Annotated in this window: 19 protein-coding genes and 1 riboswitch; of the genes, 18 read left to right on the forward strand and 1 reads right to left on the reverse strand. The window is 32.5% G+C overall.

Annotation, left to right across the window (positions count from 1 at the left end):
• Positions 1-85: 85 nt before the first annotated feature.
• From PYW31_RS01260 to PYW31_RS01325, 14 genes are all read left to right on the forward strand, one after another.
• Positions 86-1,339: an MFS transporter gene (locus tag PYW31_RS01260; RefSeq protein WP_046837538.1), complete on the forward strand. Its 1,254-nt coding sequence runs from the start codon at positions 86-88 to the stop codon at positions 1,337-1,339.
• A gap of 621 nt (positions 1,340-1,960) precedes the next feature.
• Positions 1,961-2,992, forward strand: a complete 1,032-nt coding sequence (argF, locus tag PYW31_RS01265; RefSeq protein WP_082104721.1) for an ornithine carbamoyltransferase — start codon at positions 1,961-1,963, stop codon at positions 2,990-2,992.
• Between the two features lie 238 nt (positions 2,993-3,230).
• On the forward strand, positions 3,231-4,769 hold the full coding sequence (locus tag PYW31_RS01270) for a PTS transporter subunit EIIC (RefSeq protein WP_046837540.1): 1,539 nt from the start codon (positions 3,231-3,233) through the stop codon (positions 4,767-4,769).
• Between the two features lie 64 nt (positions 4,770-4,833).
• Complete coding sequence (nagB, locus tag PYW31_RS01275; RefSeq protein WP_046837541.1) at positions 4,834-5,565, forward strand: glucosamine-6-phosphate deaminase; 732 nt, start codon at positions 4,834-4,836, stop codon at positions 5,563-5,565.
• 215 nt (positions 5,566-5,780) lie between these two features.
• Positions 5,781-6,761 carry a biotin synthase BioB gene (gene bioB, locus PYW31_RS01280; RefSeq protein ID WP_046837542.1) on the forward strand — a complete coding sequence of 327 codons (981 nt, stop codon included), beginning with the start codon at positions 5,781-5,783 and terminating at the stop codon, positions 6,759-6,761.
• Positions 6,762-7,011: 250 nt separating this feature from the next.
• Positions 7,012-7,905 carry a DNA/RNA non-specific endonuclease gene (locus tag PYW31_RS01285; RefSeq protein WP_046837543.1) on the forward strand — a complete coding sequence of 298 codons (894 nt, stop codon included), beginning with the start codon at positions 7,012-7,014 and terminating at the stop codon, positions 7,903-7,905.
• 224 nt (positions 7,906-8,129) lie between these two features.
• The gene (locus PYW31_RS01290; RefSeq protein ID WP_046837544.1) at positions 8,130-8,930 is read left to right on the forward strand and encodes an amino acid ABC transporter substrate-binding protein; all 801 of its coding nucleotides are present in this window, start codon (positions 8,130-8,132) and stop codon (positions 8,928-8,930) included.
• Positions 8,914-9,633 carry an amino acid ABC transporter permease gene (locus PYW31_RS01295; RefSeq protein WP_046837545.1) on the forward strand — a complete coding sequence of 240 codons (720 nt, stop codon included), beginning with the start codon at positions 8,914-8,916 and terminating at the stop codon, positions 9,631-9,633. Before PYW31_RS01290 ends, PYW31_RS01295 begins: the two co-directional genes overlap by 17 nt.
• Positions 9,630-10,361 carry an amino acid ABC transporter ATP-binding protein gene (locus tag PYW31_RS01300; RefSeq protein ID WP_046837546.1) on the forward strand — a complete coding sequence of 244 codons (732 nt, stop codon included), beginning with the start codon at positions 9,630-9,632 and terminating at the stop codon, positions 10,359-10,361. Before PYW31_RS01295 ends, PYW31_RS01300 begins: the two co-directional genes overlap by 4 nt.
• Before the next feature lie 186 nt (positions 10,362-10,547).
• Entirely contained in the window at positions 10,548-11,450 is a 903-nt protein-coding gene (gene coaA / locus PYW31_RS01305; RefSeq protein WP_046837547.1) for a type I pantothenate kinase, read from the forward strand.
• Between the two features lie 170 nt (positions 11,451-11,620).
• The gene (locus tag PYW31_RS01310) at positions 11,621-13,564 is read left to right on the forward strand and encodes a BglG family transcription antiterminator (RefSeq protein ID WP_063410250.1); all 1,944 of its coding nucleotides are present in this window, start codon (positions 11,621-11,623) and stop codon (positions 13,562-13,564) included.
• A gap of 13 nt (positions 13,565-13,577) precedes the next feature.
• The gene (locus PYW31_RS01315; protein WP_046836457.1) at positions 13,578-14,018 is read left to right on the forward strand and encodes a PTS sugar transporter subunit IIA; all 441 of its coding nucleotides are present in this window, start codon (positions 13,578-13,580) and stop codon (positions 14,016-14,018) included.
• 5 nt (positions 14,019-14,023) lie between these two features.
• Positions 14,024-14,308: a PTS sugar transporter subunit IIB gene (locus tag PYW31_RS01320; protein WP_046836456.1), complete on the forward strand. Its 285-nt coding sequence runs from the start codon at positions 14,024-14,026 to the stop codon at positions 14,306-14,308.
• Between the two features lie 23 nt (positions 14,309-14,331).
• On the forward strand, positions 14,332-15,690 hold the full coding sequence (locus PYW31_RS01325; protein ID WP_046836455.1) for a PTS ascorbate transporter subunit IIC: 1,359 nt from the start codon (positions 14,332-14,334) through the stop codon (positions 15,688-15,690).
• A 206-nt stretch (positions 15,691-15,896) separates the two neighbouring features.
• On the opposite strand, the gene panE is transcribed toward PYW31_RS01325, so the two are convergent.
• Positions 15,897-16,814 (reverse strand): 2-dehydropantoate 2-reductase, encoded by a 918-nt coding sequence (panE, locus tag PYW31_RS01330; RefSeq protein WP_046836454.1) that lies wholly within the window; start codon positions 16,812-16,814, stop codon positions 15,897-15,899.
• A 248-nt stretch (positions 16,815-17,062) separates the two neighbouring features.
• Positions 17,063-17,169, forward strand: a riboswitch (SAM riboswitch).
• A 75-nt stretch (positions 17,170-17,244) separates the two neighbouring features.
• On the opposite strand from panE, the gene PYW31_RS01335 reads away from it, so the two are divergent.
• The 4 genes from PYW31_RS01335 (at position 17,245) to PYW31_RS01350 (ending at position 21,187) form a co-directional block, all read left to right on the forward strand.
• Positions 17,245-18,063 carry a MetQ/NlpA family ABC transporter substrate-binding protein gene (locus tag PYW31_RS01335; protein ID WP_046836453.1) on the forward strand — a complete coding sequence of 273 codons (819 nt, stop codon included), beginning with the start codon at positions 17,245-17,247 and terminating at the stop codon, positions 18,061-18,063.
• 85 nt (positions 18,064-18,148) lie between these two features.
• Positions 18,149-19,090 carry a lactate/malate family dehydrogenase gene (locus PYW31_RS01340; protein ID WP_046836452.1) on the forward strand — a complete coding sequence of 314 codons (942 nt, stop codon included), beginning with the start codon at positions 18,149-18,151 and terminating at the stop codon, positions 19,088-19,090.
• A 178-nt stretch (positions 19,091-19,268) separates the two neighbouring features.
• Positions 19,269-20,204: a mannose-6-phosphate isomerase, class I gene (gene manA, locus PYW31_RS01345; protein WP_046836451.1), complete on the forward strand. Its 936-nt coding sequence runs from the start codon at positions 19,269-19,271 to the stop codon at positions 20,202-20,204.
• Positions 20,205-20,293: 89 nt separating this feature from the next.
• The gene (locus PYW31_RS01350; RefSeq protein ID WP_046836450.1) at positions 20,294-21,187 is read left to right on the forward strand and encodes an ROK family protein; all 894 of its coding nucleotides are present in this window, start codon (positions 20,294-20,296) and stop codon (positions 21,185-21,187) included.
• Positions 21,188-21,320: the final 133 nt, after the last annotated feature.

The following is a 21,320-nucleotide window of genomic DNA, read 5'->3' on the forward strand; positions in this document are numbered from 1 at the left end:
ATATTATATCAATAAATGAAAGCGTTTTCTAAAATGTATTAAGCATATAGAGAGTTCTAATTTATTTCATAGGGGTGTGTTAAGTATGAATGGAAAATTGGCTAAGATGGGGATGCCACCAACTTTATTATGGGGGTATATTGGCGTACTTATATTTATGATGGGCGATGGTTTAGAGCTTGCTTGGATCAGCCCATACTTACATGATCACGGTTTATCAGTGCAACAAACAGCAATTTTAACTACTTGTTATGGTGTGACAATTGCAATAGGTTCATGGCTTTCGGGTGTACTTGTTGAAATTATTGGACCGCGAAAAGTGATGTTAATAGGGACAGGGTTATATATTATTGGTCACATAATATTTGTTGGGTTTGCAATTCCTTCAATGAATTATGGCTTGATGATTCCTTCATATGCAATACGAGGTTTTGGTTATCCATTATTTGCATATTCATTTTTAGTATGGGTTGCATATCGCTCTCCACAAAAAAGGTTGGGGGCGGCTGTTGGTTGGTTCTGGTTTGTATTCACCGGAGGATTGAGTGTGTTAGGTTCTTTCTATTCATCAATGGCTATACAATTGTTCGGTCATTTCTTTACACTGTGGACTGCGATTGTATGGGTTCTTATAGGAACATTCTTGGCAGTATTTGTAAATAGAGATCAATTTGAAATTGAAGATAAAGGACATGGTTTCAAAGAACATTTAAAAGAAATGAGTGCAGGTATTACAATTTTAAGAAGAGAACCACGCGTAGCAGTGGCATGTATTGTACGAATCATCAATCAGGCTGCCCAATATGCTTTTCCATTATTTTTACCGATATATTTGGCATCAAAGGGTATTGCTACTACCACATGGTTAAATATATGGGGAACAATTTTTATAGCAAATATCATATTTAATTTAATATTTGGAGCATTGAGTGATAAAATTGGTTGGAAAAATACGATATCATATATTGGTGGAATTGGATGTGCAGTGTTTACATTAGGTTTGTATTTTGTCCCAGAACTTTTTACAGGTAATGTATTTGTAGTAGGAACGGTCGGATTTTTATGGGGAATGTGTTTAGCAGGATTTGTGCCGATTTCTGCACTTGTACCATCACTTGTTAAAGATGGCGACAAAGGGCCAGCGATGGCTATATTAAATTTAGGGGCTGGTTTATGTGTGTTCGCTGGGCCAGGTCTCGTTGCATTATTTTATGATAGTATTGGCGTTCAAGGCATGATGTATTTAATTTTTGGACTGTATGTAGCGAGTGCAATTATGACTCGATTTTTAAAAACACCTGAAGAACGTGCAAGGGTCAAAAAGCAAGAAGCGATATAGCTATAAAGTAACCAAACGTGAGCAGCGCGTTTGGTTTTTCTTTTTCTTAAAATTTTTACGAAATAGGTGAACCGTTTCATAGTAAATACATATAGTGAACGTGCTTAGATAATCATAGCGATAACTGCACATAATAAAGACTGTCAATAAAGCAATAAACTTTATCGACAGCCAAAGAGAGATCCATGACTTACTTTGAGTTTAAATAAAAATTAACAAAATAGTTATGATGCATTATTTTTCTTGGAAGCCACCTGAAATAAATTGAGCAACAATCTGTTTGATTAAAGCCAAGATTTCACTGAACATATCATTACACCTCCATAAGGAAATATTTATATGTATATTGTACTTTATATTTATTGTGTACATACAAATAGTGCGCAATTCGGAAGAAATAATTCATAATTGTACCTCCTTAAGCATCTTCGATACAAAAATGCATTGAAAAATGTGGTAAACGTTTGTTTGGATTATATGAACAAAAGCATGAGTGTATTATTAAGCTAATATTTATAAGATTATTTAATTTTATACATAAAACAGTATATTTATACTTGATTTTTATGTTATTTACCTTTAATATGTATATTAATCTTATAAATACATTGGAGTGATGGAATTGGGGCGTACACAACAGCATTAAACAAGTTACAGAGTTTTAAAGGTAAGCATTTTTTGAAAACATGTGATTTTTCAACAGACGAATTAAATACATTAATTGACTTTACTGGTGAATTAAAAGAGAAGAAAAAGCGTGGTATTCCACATCCATATTTAAAAGGGAAAAACTTAGCACTGCTATTTGAAAAGCCATCTACAAGAACACGCTCAGCATTTAGTGTAGCTGCATATGACTTAGGTGCTTATCCAGAATATTTTGGTCAAGGTGATATCCATTTAGGTGTAAAAGAATCGACTGCAGATACTGCCAAAGTGTTAGGCAGTATGTATGATGGAATTGAATTTAGAGGTTTTCATCAAAAAGATGTAGAATCTTTGGCAGAAAATGCAAATGTCCCAGTATGGAATGGCTTAACCAATGAATGGCATCCAACGCAAATGATTGCGGATTTCTATACATTGAAAGAAAATTGGGGAACATTAAAAGGAAAAACGTTAACTTATGTCGGAGATGCTAGAAATAATGTAGCACATGACTTATTAGTTACTGGTGCTATACTGGGTGTTAATGTGCATATAGCTGCGCCTAAGTCTTTACAGCCTGATGAAGCTATTCAAGCATTAGCAAAGCAGTATGCCGAACAGTCCGAAAGTGAGATATTAATCACTGATGATGTTCAACAAGCGACGTATCAAACAGATGCCATTTATACAGATGTGTGGTTTTCAATGGGTGAAGACCAATCTGTGTTGGAACCACGTATTAATCAATTATTGCCCTATCAAGTTAATGAATCTATGTTATTGAATACAATGAATTCTGATGTGATTGTATTGCATTGTCTGCCAGCTTTTCATGATGTGAATACAGAAGTAGGACAACAAATATATGAAACATATGGTTTATCAGAAATGGAAATTACAGATGATGTGTTCAAAGGAAATCACTCAGTAGTATTTGATCAAGCTGAAAATAGATTACATTCTATAAAAGCAATCATGTCTGTAACATTAGGCGATATATTTTAAAAAATGAACAGGTTTTGCGATTTTAAGCAAGTTCTATAATATTATTTTAATTAAACCAACAAAGTATTTTTACTTTGTTGGTTTTTTGTATTTTTGAAAAAGTATTCAATAATTATGAATAAAAATTAATAAGGGAAGGCTAATTAACTATAAAATGAAAATGTTTTTCATAAATAGAAATATTGTTGATTATTATTTTCTCTAACTGTATATTTAGGGGGATTAGGAGGTTAACGTTATGAGTAAATTGTTTGATAAAGCGCAACAATTTGGTAAATCTTTTATGTTACCTATAGCAATTTTACCGGCAGCAGGTCTATTATTAGGCATCGGAGGAGCATTAAGTAATCCCAATACAATTAAAGCATATCCGATGTTAGATATAGCATTATTGCAAAATATATTTATTTTAATGTCATCTGCTGGTAATATTGTCTTCCAAAATTTACCGATTATATTTGCTGTTGGTGTGGCAATAGGATTAGCGAAACAAGATAAAGGGACAGCGGGATTGGCAGCGATGCTAGGTTTTCTAATCATGAATGCTTCAATGAACGGCTTATTGACTATTACCGACACGATAGCTAAAAATAATTTAGCAGAAGAAGGACAAAGCATGGTTTTAGGTATACAAACTGTTGAAACAGGTGTGTTTGGTGGGATTATTACAGGAGTAATGACCGCAAGCTTGCACAATAAATTTCATAAGATCACGCTACCTACTTATTTAGGGTTTTTTGGGGGTTCTCGATTCGTACCTATTATTACAGCTTTAGCTTCAATATTATTAGGTGTATGTATGTTTTTTATATGGCCGACAATACAAGGATGGATATTTGGTGTAGGTGGTTTAGTTGAGAAAACAGGAATCATTGGTACTTTTTTCTTTGGTTTTATTTTAAGATTATTAGGACCTTTTGGATTACACCATATTTTCTATTTGCCATTTTGGCAGACTGCACTCGGCGGCTCAATAGAGGTGAAAGGACATATTGTTCAAGGGACACAGAATATCTTTTTTGCACAATTGGGAGATCCAGATGTTACAAAATACTACGAAGGTGTTTCTAGATATATGTCAGGTAGATTTATTACTATGATGTTTGGCCTGTGTGGTGCGGCATTAGCAATTTATCATACTGCTAAACCAGAACATAAAAAAGTCGTTGGTGGGCTAATGCTATCCGCAGCATTAACATCATTTTTAACCGGTATTACAGAACCGTTGGAGTTTAGCTTTTTATTTGTAGCACCAATTCTGTATATTATTCATGCGTTTCTAGATGGTTTAGCTTTTATGATGGCTGATATTTTTAACATTACAATTGGCCAAACATTTAGTGGTGGTTTTATTGATTTCTTACTATTTGGCTTACTTCAAGGGAATGCGAAAACGAACTTTATTTGGATCCTTCCTATAGGTGTGGTTTGGTTCATAGTGTACTATGGCATTTTTAGATATTTAATAACGAAATTCAACTTTAAAACACCAGGACGTGAATCTGAAGAAGTGCTACAAACCGTAGACAAAAATGAACGAGCAGAAACAATTATTAAAGGGCTCGGTGGTATAGATAATATAGAGCTTGTTGACTGTTGTGCAACAAGATTAAGGGTTTCTTTAAAATCAAATGAAGCAGTTGATAAGAAGTTGTTAGAATCGACAGAGGCGCGTGGTGTGATTCAAAAGGGAAATGGTGTTCAGATTATCTATGGTCCCCATGTAACAACTATCAAAAATGAAGTCGAAGCTTTCATAGAGTATCAACGTTCATAAGATATTTATATAACAACACTAATATAAGAAAAACATATGAAAAAAGAAAGTGAATGGTGAGAAGATGAATATTTTAAATTTAAAAAATCGTACAATTGCAAGCCAGTATGTTGCTACGGAACTCATAAAGGTAATGAAAGCAAGGCCGAATGCAGTATTAGGGTTGGCAACGGGAAGTACGATGACGGATGTTTATCGATATTTAGTCACATTGATTAACGCTAATGATATGGAATTAAATAGTATCGTGACTTTTAACTTAGATGAGTATATTGGTTTGGCTCCAGATCACAAACAAAGTTATTATACGTACATGCATCAGCATTTATTTAATCATCATAAAGATTGGAATAAAAGTAATATTTACGTACCTAATGGTATTGCTAAAGATTTACAACGTGCTTGTTCTGATTATGAACAAGCACTACGAAATCAAGGGCCGGCAGATATACAAATTTTAGGTATTGGTGAAAATGGTCATATAGGATTTAATGAACCATATTCTCCATTCGATAGTCAAACGAGGGTCGTAGATTTAACAGCCTCTACAATCAATGCTAACAGTTATCATTTTAGCCATATTGAAGATGTGCCTAAACAAGCAATATCAATGGGGTTAGATTCCATTATGAGTGCTAAACGAATCATTTTATTAGCTTTAGGTAGCCGTAAGAAAGATATTGTCAAACAGCTGATAGAAGGTCAAATATCAGAAAAGTTACCTGCTTCAATATTACATCGCCATGATAATGTTGAAATTATTGTTGATGATGAGGCATATGGAGCAAATAATTAAATAAAAAGAGCGCGATAATTTCTATCGCGCTCTTTTTAATGAGTTGTAAAGGTAATAATGAATTGTTGTTAATGGTAGTAATTTATAGAAAAAAATCAATAATCCTCTATTTATACAAAGTAATGTATACACTTCTATTTTTATTGTAAACTTATGAATGAAAAAAGTTTACAATAGTGATATAATCTTTATACATTAGATAAGGGGGAAAAATAATGAAGATAGCGAGTCGTATTTTAGAAGGTGAGTCCTTAACGAAAGAAGAAGCGTTGGCATTATATACAAACGAAACAATAGATACTTTGGATTTGGTTCATGAAGCCTATCAACTACGCAAACATTATTATGGACATAAAGTTAAGTTGAATATGATTTTGAATGCTAAAAGTGGTATTTGTCCTGAGGATTGCGGGTATTGTGGACAATCGCGTGATATGAAAGTTAAAACACGCTATGGCCTTGTTTCTCAAGAGAAGATTACAGAGGGGGCTAGTGTTGCGCATGAAAATAATATTGGTACGTATTGTATAGTCATGAGCGGTAGAGGTCCGAGCAATAGAGAAGTAGATTACATAGCTGACACTGTGAAAGATATCAAACAAATGCATCCACAACTTAAAATTTGTGCCTGTCTAGGCATCGCCAATGATGATCAAGCTGAAAAACTAAAAAATGCTGGTGTAGATAGATATAACCATAATTTAAATACAAGTGAAAATTATCATAGTACTGTAGTGTCTACACATACATATGAACAACGTGTGGAAACTGTAGAAACGATGAAGAAGCATCAAATTTCACCATGTTCTGGTGTGATATGTGGTATGGGAGAAACGAGCCAAGATCGTATAGATATGGCATTCGCTTTAAAGGAAATAGATGCTGATAGTATCCCCATTAATTTTTTACATCCTATTAAAGGAACTAAATTTGGAGATATGGATGAATTAACTCCAATGAAATGTTTACGTATTTTAGCATTATTTAGAATAGTTAATCCTACAAAAGAAATTAGAATTGCAGGAGGTCGTGAGGTGAATTTAAAAGCATTACAATCAACTTCATTAATGATTGCGAATTCAATTTTTGTTGGAGATTATTTAATTACAGGCGGGCAGCCAAATAAAATGGATTTTGATATGATTTCAGATATGGGCTTTGAAATAGATTACGGAAATTTGGTCTCAGAAATATAAAGAACGAGATGATTGAGTGTTGTTATAGATTAGGTTGTTAATAGTAAATAAATAAAACTATGCGCTCTAAAGTGCATAGTTTTATTTATTTTGAATAATGGTAAAATATTTAAAAACTCATAAATTTATATTGAATTACTGATATAATATAGTTAACTTAAATAAGGTCTGTATAAATAATATATAGAAGTACATTATAAGGTTTTTAAGAAATATACTGAAATAATACATAATTAGGAGTCAACGTAGAATGAAATTTATCAAAGTTTTTTTTATACTCATCTTATCTGCAGTTATACTCAGTGGTTGTGATAACAATGGACATGATGTGTCACTTACAGATTTAAAAAAATGGGAAAAAGATATTGAAAATGTTACGCATAGTGTAGAACAACTTGTGTCTAGTAGTACACCAGACTTAAAGAATACGAAAGAAGATCAAGATTTAATTGGTTCACAGACAAATAATGAAAACTATGCGTATATAAACAATAATAAAACTGAGCTAAACACTACAGATCAAAAGAAATTAAAAGAAAAAGGCAATCATAAATTTTGGGTAGAATATCCTGATTTAGATGGTCAAGGGAGAGCAGGACAGGTGACTGCATTAGTTACGAGTGATGCTGTACATAGTCATTCATCGCAAGTGATACAACGTCCGTCTTTTGCTTATGGCGTACATGTTGCTGGGGAATATGAAGATGGTATCTATAATCCAATGAAACAAACTTGGAAGGGCGAACATTCAAACAATAAAATACTGCAATTAGATGGTTATCGTGGATATATTTATAATAAGTCACACTCATTGGCTTGGTCGTTAGGTGGGGATATGGAAACGCATAATTTAACACTAGGCACACGCGCACAAAACGTTGGTACAAATAGAGATAGTGAGGGCGGCGGTATGGGTTATTCAGAAACACAGATTAGAAATGCAATACATGACCAGCCACAAACTAAAGTGTACTATCAAATCACCCCAGTGTATAAGGGGAAGGAATTAATTCCTAGAGGTTCTCATGTAAGAGCATATTCTATAAATGATGATGGCCAGACGATTAATTTAAATGTTTGGGTATCAAATACACAAAAAGGTGTTAACATTAACTACGATAATGGTACATATACGAAAAATTAAATGATAACAAAAAGCTACATTTCAATAATCATAGAAATGTAGCTTTTTGTATAGTTGAAATTGTGACACTGTAAAATAAAGTGCTCAATTAGATTGTGGGGCATATAATAGATTCCAAATAACAAATAACTTGCAATTTTGATAAAAAAGTTATTGACTAAAGGGAAGGATAGGAATAGAATACTTTTATTCCGATTAGAATAATAAGAATAGAGGGGCGAATTATGAAAAAATTATTATACAGTATAATAACATTAATATTAGTTTTGGCACTTGCTGCATGTGGAAACGGTAATTCGAATAAAAAAGATAGCGATAGTAAACATAAAACAGCGAGCGAAGACAAAACATTTATAGTAGGTACGGAAGGCACATATGCACCATTCTCATACCATGACAAAAAAGATAAATTAACAGGTTATGATGTAGAGGTTATGAAAGCTGTAGCAAAAGAAATGGGATATAAAGTGAAGTTCAAAGAAACACAATGGGACTCAATGTTTGCCGGATTAGATTCTGGACGTTTTAATGTCATTGCAAACCAAGTTGGTATTAATAAAGAGCGCAAAGAGAAGTATAAATTTTCAGAGCCATATACGTACTCAGAAGCTGTATTAGTTGTAAATAAAAACAATAAAAATATTAAGTCATTCGATGATGTTAAAGGCAAAAAATTAGCACAAACGTTTACATCAAATTATGGAAAACTTGCTAAATCTAAAGGCGCAGAAATTACAAAAGTTGATGGCTTTAACCAATCAATGGATTTATTACAATCCAACAGAGTAGAAGGTACATTTAACGACAATATTTCATATTTAGATTATAAAAAGCAAAAACCAAACGCTAAAGTTAAAGTCATCGAAGGGAATGCTGAGAAGAGCCAATCAGCTTTAACATTCAGTAAAAAAGAAGATGATAAAACAATCGAAAAAGTAAACAAAGCAATGAAAAAATTAAAAGATAATGGTGAATTAGAAAAAATAAGTAAGAAATGGTTTGGCGAAGATGTTTCTAAATCTTAATGATGAACAACAACATGCAATAGATGCAGCAGGTCAAGCGTTCATACCGATGCTTGAAGGGTTAGTAAAATATTCTATACCAATTACGTTAGTGACATTTGTATTTGGTTTGATTATTGCATTACTTACAGCCTTAATGCGTATTTCAACAAGCCGAGTTTTAAGAGGAATAGCACGTTTTTATATTTCAGTCATTAGAGGTACACCAATGATTGTTCAATTATTCATTATCTTTTATGGTATTCCAGAACTCGGTAGGTTGATCACAAACGATTCCGAAAACCAATGGACTTTAGCACCGGTGATTGCAGCGATTATAGGTTTATCTTTAAATGTAGGTGCATATGCCTCAGAAATTATACGTGGTGGTATCATGTCTATCCCTAAAGGGCAAACAGAAGCGGCCTTTTCTATAGGTATGAATTATCGACAAACCATTCAACGTATTATTTTACCTCAAGCGATTAGAGTATCTGTGCCAGCGTTGGGTAATACTTTTTTAAGTTTAATTAAAGATACTTCGCTGTTAGGATTTATATTAGTTGGTGAGATGTTTAGGAAATCACAAGAAGTTGCTTCGACGACTTATGAGTATTTAACGATATATATCCTAGTTGCTTTAATGTATTGGGTTGTATGTTTTATCATTTCAATCGTCCAGAACTTTTACGAATCTTATCTTGAAAGAGGGTATCGTTCATGATTGAATTAAAAAATATTAAAAAGTCATTTGACGATAAATCAGTCATTAAAGGCATAGATTTAAGTGTCGATAAAGGTGAAGTTGTCACATTTATAGGGCGTTCAGGTTCTGGTAAAACAACTTTATTACGCATGATAAATGCATTAGAATTACCAACTGAAGGTATGGTTTATGTAAATGGTGAATCTTATAATAATAAAGATAAAAAATCACAAATTAAAGTACGTAAACAATCGGGCATGGTCTTTCAAAGTTATAACTTATTTCCTCATAAGACAGCATTAGAAAATGTAATGGAAGGATTAATAACCGTTAAAAAGACGAAAAAAGCTGAAGCAGAACAACAAGCACTCGTCTTACTTGAAAAAGTTGGTTTAACTGCAGTGAAAGACCAACGTCCGAATGCTTTATCTGGTGGACAACAACAGCGTGTGGCTATTGCACGAGCATTGGCGATGAAGCCGAAAGTAATGCTTTTTGATGAGCCAACTTCTGCGTTAGATCCAGAGTTAGTAAATGATGTGCTACGTGTAATCAAAGACTTGGCAAATGATGGCATGACAATGATTATCGTGACTCATGAAATGCGTTTTGCTAAAGAAGTGTCCAACAAAATTGTATTCATTCATGATGGTATCATTGCCGAAGAAGGTCCACCAGAACAATTATTTAATCATCCTAAGACAACAGAACTACAAAGGTTCTTGAATATGATTCGTGAAGTCTAAATTTGAATTGAATAATGTTGTTAATAATCAATAAAACGACATAAATTACAAATATCCCTATATTATGGATTTCGAATCCATGATTAGGGGTATTTTTGTATATTGTGGTAAAGTAATTTTAAGATTTATTTCAGTATTAGAAAATATAATTAAAAATTATTTACTCAAAAGGAGTTAAAGTAAGATATGTATTTTACTAAAAGTGAGTGGCTCAAAAATGAATTTTCAAAAACAATTGATATCCAAAATTTAGATTTACAGAAAATCGTAAGTTTAAATGACAAATTAACACAAAAAGAGATTTGTGATATCTATATACCACTAGTGGAATATTTAAGTGAAAAAGTAAAAAAAGAGAAGGCCTTTTTAACTTATGTTCAAGACAATATTTTAAATAACAAAAAAGAAATTCCATTTATTTTAGGTGTTTCTGGTGGCGTATCAGTAGGTAAAAGTACATTGTCGAGATTATTTTTAGAACTATTACGTTTATACAACCCTAATTGGAAAATTGATTTAATTACGACTGATGGTTATATTTATCCTAAACAAAAGCTATTTGAAAAAGGAATAATGACTAAAAAAGGCTTTCCAGAAAGTTATGAAACAGAAAAACTAATCAAAGACTTGAAAAAAATTAAATATGGTCATGAAAATGTGCCTACCTATACATATTCACATTTGACATACGACAGGTTGAAAGACAATTATTATTACGTAAATCGACCAGACATACTTATTATAGAAGGCGTGAATATATTTCAAACGAATAATTATTCAGAGGAATTAGTGAGTGATTATTTAGATTATAAAATATATTTAGATAGTGAAATACCACAAATGAAAAAATGGTATATAGAAAGGTTCTTTAAATTACAACAAGAGGCATTTCAAAATCCAGAATCCCATTTCTACCAATATAAAGATTTAAATAAACAAGAAACAGAGAATCTAGCTATTGAATTATGGGAAAATATAAATGAAGTTAATATTAATAAAAATATTCTTCCTACTAAAAAAAGGGCAGATTTAGTACTGCACAAAGATGCTAATCATGAAATTGATAATATAAATTTCCAAAGATTTTAGCATGTATAGGAGATAAATTAAAAGACATATCAAATATGAAAAAAGCATTCTATAATTGAAAATAGGATGCTTTTTTTGATGCGCAACTTTTCGTATTTTATTACGAAATAGATTACACATCTACTATCTATAGAAAGCGTTTACAATGTAACTGTAAGGAGGTTGCTAATGTGTTAAGCAAGAGACAACATCAGATACTAACGTTCTTACTTGAGCGAAAGGCCTTTGTTCAAATTCATAATTTAGCAATGCAATTCAATGTATCGGAACGAACGATTCAATATGATTTAGAGTACATTGAAAGTATGGAACAACAATTAGATTTAAACATTCAACGTAATAAATATAAAGGTATTAAAATCAGTACAATTAACAAGCGAGTGGAAGCTATAGAACCACGATTTACGGCAGGTACATTACATTATTCCAAAGACGAGCGATTATTATATATTACTTTGAAATTATTTGAATCTATTGAACCGACGTCATCTCAAGAGTTGGCGACGATAGTGTCAGTAACAAGACGTACAATCGTTGAAGATTTAAAGCGAGTGCAGTTATGGCTCGAGCAACAAGGATTGAAACTGGCGTATAAGAAAAACAAAGGTTTTGTAATTCAGGGTGAAGAAAGCGCCTTTCGTAAAGCTTATGCGATACGCGTACATGATTATTTTCAAACGCATACTCATCAGATAGGGCATCAACTTTTTTCAAATAAAGAATTAGAACAAATTCGTTTATCGGTAACATCAATTTTGTTAGCTGCAAATTATCAACTGGTACAAAGTGCAATTGATGGTTTAATTTATCATATTTTAATTGCAATTCATCGTGCCAATGAAAAATTTGTATTTGAAATTCCAGACAAAGAATATGAAAAACTTAAGAATACTGAACAATTTCGAATCGCATTACAAATTCAACGAAAACTAGAAGATATTTTTCAAATTCATTTTCCACAGAGTGAAGCAGCATTTATTACATTACATTTATTAGGTGCTAAAACAGCAGAAATAGGTGAACTGAATCATGAAATTGATGATTTAGAAATTCTGACAGAACAATTAATCGAACGCATGAGTGGGGAACTAGGTTTAGATTTAATGTCAGACCGTAAATTATTAAATGGTTTAATCGTACATCTTAGACCTGCAATTCACAGAATGTTATTTGACATGACACATCAGAACCCATTGAATGAAGAAATTCATAATCAGTATCGACATATTGTAGAAGGTATTCAAAGACATATGTGGGGAATTGAAGAAAATTTTCAAATTGAATTTACAGATGATGAAATATCATATATTACCTTACATTTTGCATCAGCGATTGAGCGTATTTCAGCTATAACAACAAATGCGATAAAAGTTATTTTACTTTGTGGTTCAGGGATAGGAACATCTCAATTGTTGAAAAGTCGAATAGATCATATTTATCCAGAATTAGAAATTGTAGATGCTTATTCTATATATGAAATTGATGAAACATTACTGAGACACGAAGGTATAGATTATATTATTTCCACAGTTCCCTTTGAAGAAAGTACAGTACCAGTCATTCGAGTGACGCCATTTTTAAATAAAGATGATAGAAAGCAGCTCAATGAAATCATCAATCACGCTAGAGAAAAATATGTCAATGAAGTAAGAGGTCTAGGTCCCACCTTACAAGAAGTATTGCCACAATCAAGAGTTTTAACACATCAACCCACATTGGCAAGAGATGATGCAATTAAGCAAAGTGTATCGTTGCTAGTCAAAGATGGTGTTGTAAATGATGCCTATGCTGATGAAATCATTGAGCAACTAGATGCTTTTGGACCATATATGGTCATTAGTAAACACATTGCACTGATTCATGCTAAACATAATCATGTCAATAAATCAGTTGGCTTTAGCTTGATTCATTTTGAAAAAGGCGTGAATTTTAATCATCAACAATATGATCCAGTGCATATTATTATTACGTTAGCAACGGAGCAACCGCAAATTCATTTAAATGCGCTAAGACAATTTAGTGAATTAGTGATGGATGATAAAGCAAGACAAACATTATTTTCAGGACACTTGCCAGATATAATGTCATGTATTTATAAAGTAAGTCAACATTAAGGAGGGGATATAGGTGAGTTTGGAAATTTTGTCAGCGGACAAGGTTCAGATACAAGATCAGGTTTCTAGTTGGGACGAGGCTATTACAATTGCAGCAATGCCTTTATTAGATCAAGGTTATTTTGAGCAAAGTTATATAGATGCGATGATTAAAAGTGTAGAAAAATTAGGCCCTTATATTGTTATAGCTCCTGAGATAGCTATTGCTCATGCAAGGCCCAATGATGATGTGCATCAAGTTGGATTAAGTTTATTAAAGCTTAATCAACATGTGGGATTTTCTAAAGATGGCCATTACGCCTCTCTAATATTTGTATTGAGTGCTGTGGATAATCAAGGTCATCTTGAAATATTGAGAAGCTTAGCAACAACACTAGGGAACCAAGATATTGTAGAAAAACTATTAGCTTCTAAAGAAAAAAATGAAATTATAAAGATATTTAAAGGAGAATGATTAATATGAAAATTTTAGTTGTATGTGGTCACGGTTTAGGAAGTAGCTTTATGGTAGAGATGAATGCACAAGAAGCACTGAAACAATTAAATGCACCGTCAGATATCAAAGTTGAACATAGTGATGTTATGAGTGCAAGTCCAGAAATGGCAGATTTATTTATATGTGGTAGGGATTTAGAAGAGAACACTAAAAATTTAGGTGATGTCATTGTGTTAGATAACATTTTAGATAAAGATGAGTTACAAAACAAATTAAATGAAAAATTAAGTGAATTGAATATTTTATAAATTGTAAGTAAGGGGGTAGCGTTATGAAACCTATACTAGATTTTATTGTAGATGTATTAAGTCAACCAGCGATATTAGTTGCCTTAATTGCATTGATAGGATTAATTGTACAGAAAAAATCAGCAGCTGATATTACATCAGGCACGATTAAAACAATTCTTGGATTTTTAGTACTGAGTGCAGGCGCCAATGTTGTCACACAATCATTAGAGCCATTTGGAAAAATATTCCAACATGCTTTTGGTGTGCAAGGCGTTGTTCCTAATAATGAAGCGATTATATCTATCGCTTTAGAACAGTACGGCACAACAGCGGCTTTAATTATGGTGTTTGGAATGATAGTGAATATAATTATTGCGCGTATCACAAATTTAAAATATATATTTTTAACGGGTCATCATACTTTCTATATGGCGGCTTTCTTAGCCATATTATTGTCAGTAGGACATATCACTGGTACGCTAACTGTGATTATTGGATCTGTTATTTTAGGTTTGATTATGGCAATATTGCCAGCCTTAGCGCAGCCAACAATGCATAAGATAACTGGAAATAATCAAGTAGCTTTAGGACATTTTGGCACAGTGAGTTACTGGGCTGCTGGTCAAGTTGGAAAATTATTCAAAGGAAAGTCTAAATCTACTGAAGAAATTAACTTTCCTAAAGGCTTAAGTTTTCTTAGAGAAAGTACAATTAGTATATCATTGACAATGATTTTATTATATTTCGTTGCATCGTTATGTGCTGGTCCTCAATATGTACATACAGAAATTAGTGATGGTCAAAACTTTATAGTCTTTTCATTAATTCAAGGTGTTACTTTTGCAGCAGGTGTATTTATTATTTTAACTGGTGTTCGTTTGATATTAGCAGAAATTGTACCTGCATTTAAAGGGATTTCTGAAAAACTTGTACCTAATACAAAGCCAGCTTTAGATTGTCCGATTGTTTTCCCTTATGCACAAAATGCAGTGTTAATTGGCTTCTTTGTCAGCTTTATCGTTGGTGTATTGGGAATGTTTTTACTCTTCTTGTTTGGTGGAGTAGTCATCTTACCTGGTGTGGTAGCGCACTTCTTCTTAGGTGCAACTTCCGGTGTGTTTGGAAATGCGCGTGGTGGTATTAAAGGCGCTATCGCAGGATCAGCGTTAAATGGTATACTTATTACATTTTTACCTCTAGTATTTTTACCATTCTTAGGAGATCTTGGTGGTGCAGCAACGACTTTCTCTGATACTGATTTCCTAGTAGTAGGTGTTGTAGTAGGCAATATTGCTAAATATCTTGGACTCATCGGTATTATCGTGTTAATTGTTATTATTGCGGCACTAGCAATGTGGTTACAAAAACGTACAAACCAAAAAGAAATAAAAGAACAATAGGTTAACGTGATATAAATTTTAATCTATATGATTTAAAAAGAGGCATAGTAAGCATATATAATATGCTTACTATGCCTCTTTTTCACTACTATGAGCTGTACTTTGAATTATAAACCTATCACGGATAATAAAATTTAGAATTTATTGTCTGCTGCCGTGATAGGAGTAATCAAACTGTATAGATATTTAATAGCTTTGCTTACTATTTAATGTAGCATTTCTTTGTAAACTTTGTGACTTTGATAGACACAAGTTAATAAAGGGGCATTAATTTTATAATATTTAGCTAACTGAAGTAAGTATCCTTGTAAATGATCTGCTTCAATGTTAAATCCTTTTTCCATATCTCGTTGCATAGATGTTTTAAAATGATAAGACAATTGTTGAAGTGATTTCATATATTGATCTACGATGTTATGTGAAAGTGGAGCACCATGAGCACGCATGATAGATGATGCCTCATTATATAAGGATTCAATAAAGTCACCACCGCCTTCACTATCACGGATTGGACCGATTGGTGCATGCATCAATGTCGTTACACTTGAGAGTACAGTAATCATTAAATATTTATGCCACATACCTTGTTTGATATTGGGGTTTAAGACGAATTCTGCTTTAGTATTAGAGAAAGCTTGTGCAATATGTTTTGAACGCTTACTATTATTACCATCAATTTCACCAAAATATAGTTTGTCAAAAGGGCTTGTATGAATGATTTCGCCTGCTGTGTCTAAAGTGGTTTCAATGACACAGTAACCCCCTAAAATTTTATCTTTACCAAAAGCTGATTGAAGTTTTGGTATATGCGCAACACCGTTAAGTACTGGAATGATAGATGTCGTACTATTTACGAAAGGCTTTAAATCTTCAATTGCATGATCTAAATGATAAGATTTGGATGATAAAATGACTACATCGAAAGGTTCAACGCGATCCTCTTTAGTGATTAATTGTGGTTTGAAACTATAATCCCCTTTTTCACTGTGTATGGTTAAGCCGTATTTATCTAAAAATGATTTACGCTTTGGACGTACAAGAAATGTTACGTTTTGTCCACTTTCAGCCAAACGTCCTCCATAATAGCCACCAATACCGCCGGCGCCCAAGACTAGTATACGCATATAAACAACTCCTTAGTTATGTATTAATTATTTAATAATATACATATACCACTTATTCAAGTTAAATACGCATTTTATATAAAATGTATATTCTAGTATTTTAATTTGTGAAGCTAGTGTTTCACATGGAACAATATCTAATAGAATTCATAAATAATACGCTTAAATAATTTGGAATTTTCTAAAAACTTATTGACTAATCATGAGCACAATGCTAGGATTAAAACAATTCAATTACATAGGTTTTACTCTTATCCAGAGTGGTGGAGGGATTGTGCCCAATGAAACCCAGCAACCGTCGTTTAACGAAATGGTGCTAATTCACAGAAAGTAGTGTTACTTTCGGAGATGAGAGAAGGTGTAAGCTTTCTCTAAAAATCATGAGAAAGCTTATTTTTTTAGACTATTAAAAATAAAGGAGTACTAAAATATGAAAAAAATAATCAGTTCAGTTACATTAGTAATTTTTGTATTATTGCTTACAGCATGTGGTAATACAAATGGTAAAAATAATGATAAAAAAATTACAATAGCAGCATCACCAGCGCCGCATGGTGAGGTGCTTGAACATGCTAAAGAAGAAATGAAGAAAAAAGGTTATGATTTGAAAATAAAAACAGTTAATGACTATAAAGTGCCGAATAAATTATTAGATAAAGGGGATGTGGATGCAAACTTTTTCCAACATGTACCATATTTAAAAGCTGAAAAAGCAGATCATAATTACAATATTGAAGAAGTAGGAAAAGTGTTTACAACGCCCATGGGTGTGTATAGTAAGAAATATAAAGATATCAAAGATATACCAAATGGATCGAAAATTTATGTATCGAATAATCCAGCAGAAGAAGGGCGTTTCTTATCTTTCTTTGTGAATAAAGGCTTAATTAAAATTAAAAAAGGTGTAAATATTGAAGATGCTAAATTTGAAGATATTGTAGAAAACAAGAAAAACTTAAAATTTAATAATCAGCAGGGTGCTGAATTTTTACCTAAAACATATAATAGTAAAGAAGGCGCGGCAGTCATAATGAACTCTAACTATGCTATTGATAATGGGTTAACTCCACATAAAGATGCGATAGCAGTGGAAGGAAAATCTTCCCCATTTGCTAATATTTTAGCTGTACAAAAAGGACATAAAGATGATAAGAAATATCAAACGTTAATAAAAGTGCTCCAATCTAAAGACATGAAGTCATTTATAGAGCAAAAATATGGAGAAGATGTCATACCTTATCAAAAATAATGTAGATAATCAAATTACAATCTTTATATAGTTAAAATCAATAAACATATAGAACTTAAAATGGATGAAGTAGGGAAGGGATAAAATGTCTAAATTAGGTATTGTAGGTCTTGGAAGAGTAGGAAGCCAAATATTAACTGATGTTCAAAATTTGAATTTATTTTCCGAAATCATATTGATAGATACAAATAAAGAAGTGGCGAGTGGTGAAGCTTTAGATCATTCTCATATACAAGGTTTGTCAAATTCTACAAATATAGATATTCATGTAGGAGATTATCAAGAATTAGCAGATGCCTCTTTTATTATTATAGCGTCAAGCGCACCGACAGACCCGAATGAGGGGGATCGTGTGTTACTCGCACAAGATAATCGTCAAATGATTGAAGCGGTTATGTCACAAATTCAACAAGTTACACAAGAAGCGATTGTAATCTTAATATCAAACCCAGTAGATACGATTACTTATATAGCAAATCGATTTGATTATCCGGCGCATAAATTAATAGGAACGGGTACTTCTCTAGAAACATCAAGATTTAAAACATTAATCGCAAATCACTATAAAATAGACCCTAAAAATGTTGAAGCCTTTGTAATAGGAGAGCATGGACAACATGCTGTGCCAGTTTGGAGTAAAGTACGTATTCATGGAATGTCGTTAGATGAATTTGAAGCATTAACTGATGTTCCAGAGATTGATAAAGCAAATATTAGTGCGAAAGTAGATCAAGTTTCTATGGATGTTTTTTATCAAAAAGGTTGGACGAATGCTGCAATTTCTAAAGTGACAGTAAATATTATACAGGCCATTGCACTCAACCAACGATCAATTATCCCATTAACAACTATTAATTATGAATTTGGTTTAACAGATAGTGCATTTAGCTTACCTACACTAATTGATAGAGAAGGTGTCATTCAACGATTTGAAATAAAATTAAATCAAAGTGAATGGATTCAACTTAAAGCAGCGCATCAATATATCAAGCAAACAATTAACCAAGTATTAAAAACAGATAAGTGATAATTATATTATTGTTTGAACAATATAAGCTATAGCTGGTTTCATAATTAATATATGAAATCAGTTTTTTTACAGGTGAAAATGGAAACGCTTTAATAAAATGTTATAATGTATTACTGAGACGAGAGAAATTAATATACGATATACTAAATAAAATAAAGAATGGAGGTACAAAGCAATGCCATTATTTTTAAAACCTGTGTTTCAAGAACGTATCTGGGGTGGCACAGCGCTCAAATCATTTAATTACGATCTACCAAATAATCATATAGGAGAATATTGGGCGATATCGGCACATCCTAACGGCCCAAATAAAATTGAAAACGGCAAACATAAGGATAAAACACTAGAAGAAGTTTGGAATGAAGACAAGAGTTTGTTTGGTGAAACCAGTGAAGCAAAATTCCCATTGCTTACTAAAATCTTAGATGCCAATGATAAGTTATCTGTCCAAGTCCATCCAAATGATACATATGCACAAATTAATGAGGGAGAGTATGGTAAAACAGAATGTTGGTATATATTAGATGCTAAAGAAGATGCAGAAATTATTTATGGTGTGAATGCAAAGGATCAAGATGAATTAGCACAAATGATAGATAATGCACAATTTGAGGACTTATTTCACACAGTAAAAGTGAAGCCTGGAGACTTTTTTTATGTACCAGCGGGAACTGTTCATGCTATTGGGGAGGGCATTTTAATATTAGAAACCCAACAGTCCTCAGATACCACATATAGAATTTATGATTATAATCGTACAGATAAAGATGGTAATACAAGAGACTTACATTTAGAACAAAGTAAAGCTGTCATTAATCTCAATACGCAAACACCCAACACCATCCCTAAATATGAAATGATTCAAGGTCAATCATATACGCAGTTTGTTTCGAATACATTTTTTACAGTTGAACGTTGGATTATTTCAGGTAGTTTAACATATACAAAGCCCTATCATTATTGTCTCATCTCCATTGTGGAAGGGCAGGGTGTTGTTACTATTGAAGAGGAAGTATACCAATTAGAAAAGGGGATACATTTTATATTAACGACTGAGGATAAGGATATAGCATTTAACGGTGACATGACAATGATAGTTAGTCATGTATAAATGGCGCATTATAACTAAATAATGAAGTACTTTCAGTAGAGGGAGTATATCATCACTATATTGAGAAAAAATAATGGAGTTGGTAGCAAATGTTGAAAATTTGTGTTGATATTGGTGGAACAAAAACCATCGTAGGTCTAATTAATGAAGATTTGAAAATTATAGACAGTAAAAAATTTGAAACAAATAAAGTTGACCCTACAGCGCAGTTTAATGAAATTTTGAAAATTGCGAAACAGTATGTGACTGATTTTAAAAGTATAGATGATACAGTATTAAATATCGCTATGCCTGGTCCGTGTGATTACACGAAAGGCTTATTTTTAAATCCTCCTAATTTACAAGCTTACAATGGTTTTAATGCTGAAGCATATATCACAGAACATAGTGATTTTAAACCTCAATTTGTTAATGATACAGATGCTGCAATTCTAGCAGAGTATCAATATATTGAAGATGGAGTGGAAGATTTTATATATTTAACGATTAGTACTGGCATAGGTATGGCATATGTTCGAAAAGGGAAAATTGTATCGGGTGTGGATGGTAATTTCGGAGAGATAGGTCACACTGTCATTAAAAGTAACAGTGATTATAAGTGTCCGGTTTGTCAGCAATATGGTTGTGTGGAAAATGAAATTTCTGGATCAGCCATTAGTAGAAAAGCAAGTGAAATATTAAATAGAGTAGTCAGCACAAGAGAAGCGATACAAATGTATATAGACGGTGACAATAAAGCAGTCAAAGATATGATAGAAGAAGTAATTAAGTTAACGCAGCAGCTTTGTATCAATTTATTTAGCGTGTTTAACATTTATTATATAGTTCTTGGTGGAGGTGTCACACAAAGTTCACTTCCATATAAAGAAAGCATTAAATCATATGCAACAGCCCATCACTTGATTCGTAATAGCACTTTCAATGTTGAAGTGAGTCACTTAGAGGCTAATGTACTTACAGGTTTATATTTTGTAGGTAAATAAACATAAGAAACTTCACAATTTCAACGAAATCTTCCTCTGTAAGTTCTGATTAAAATTGAGGGAAGCGTCGTGAATTGTGAAGTTTTTTGAATATATTTGTTTTTCTAAATAAGTATAAGCTAAGCGTATAAAT

The sequence above is a fragment of the Staphylococcus succinus genome (genome assembly GCF_029024945.1).
Lineage (GTDB): Bacteria > Bacillota > Bacilli > Staphylococcales > Staphylococcaceae > Staphylococcus > Staphylococcus succinus.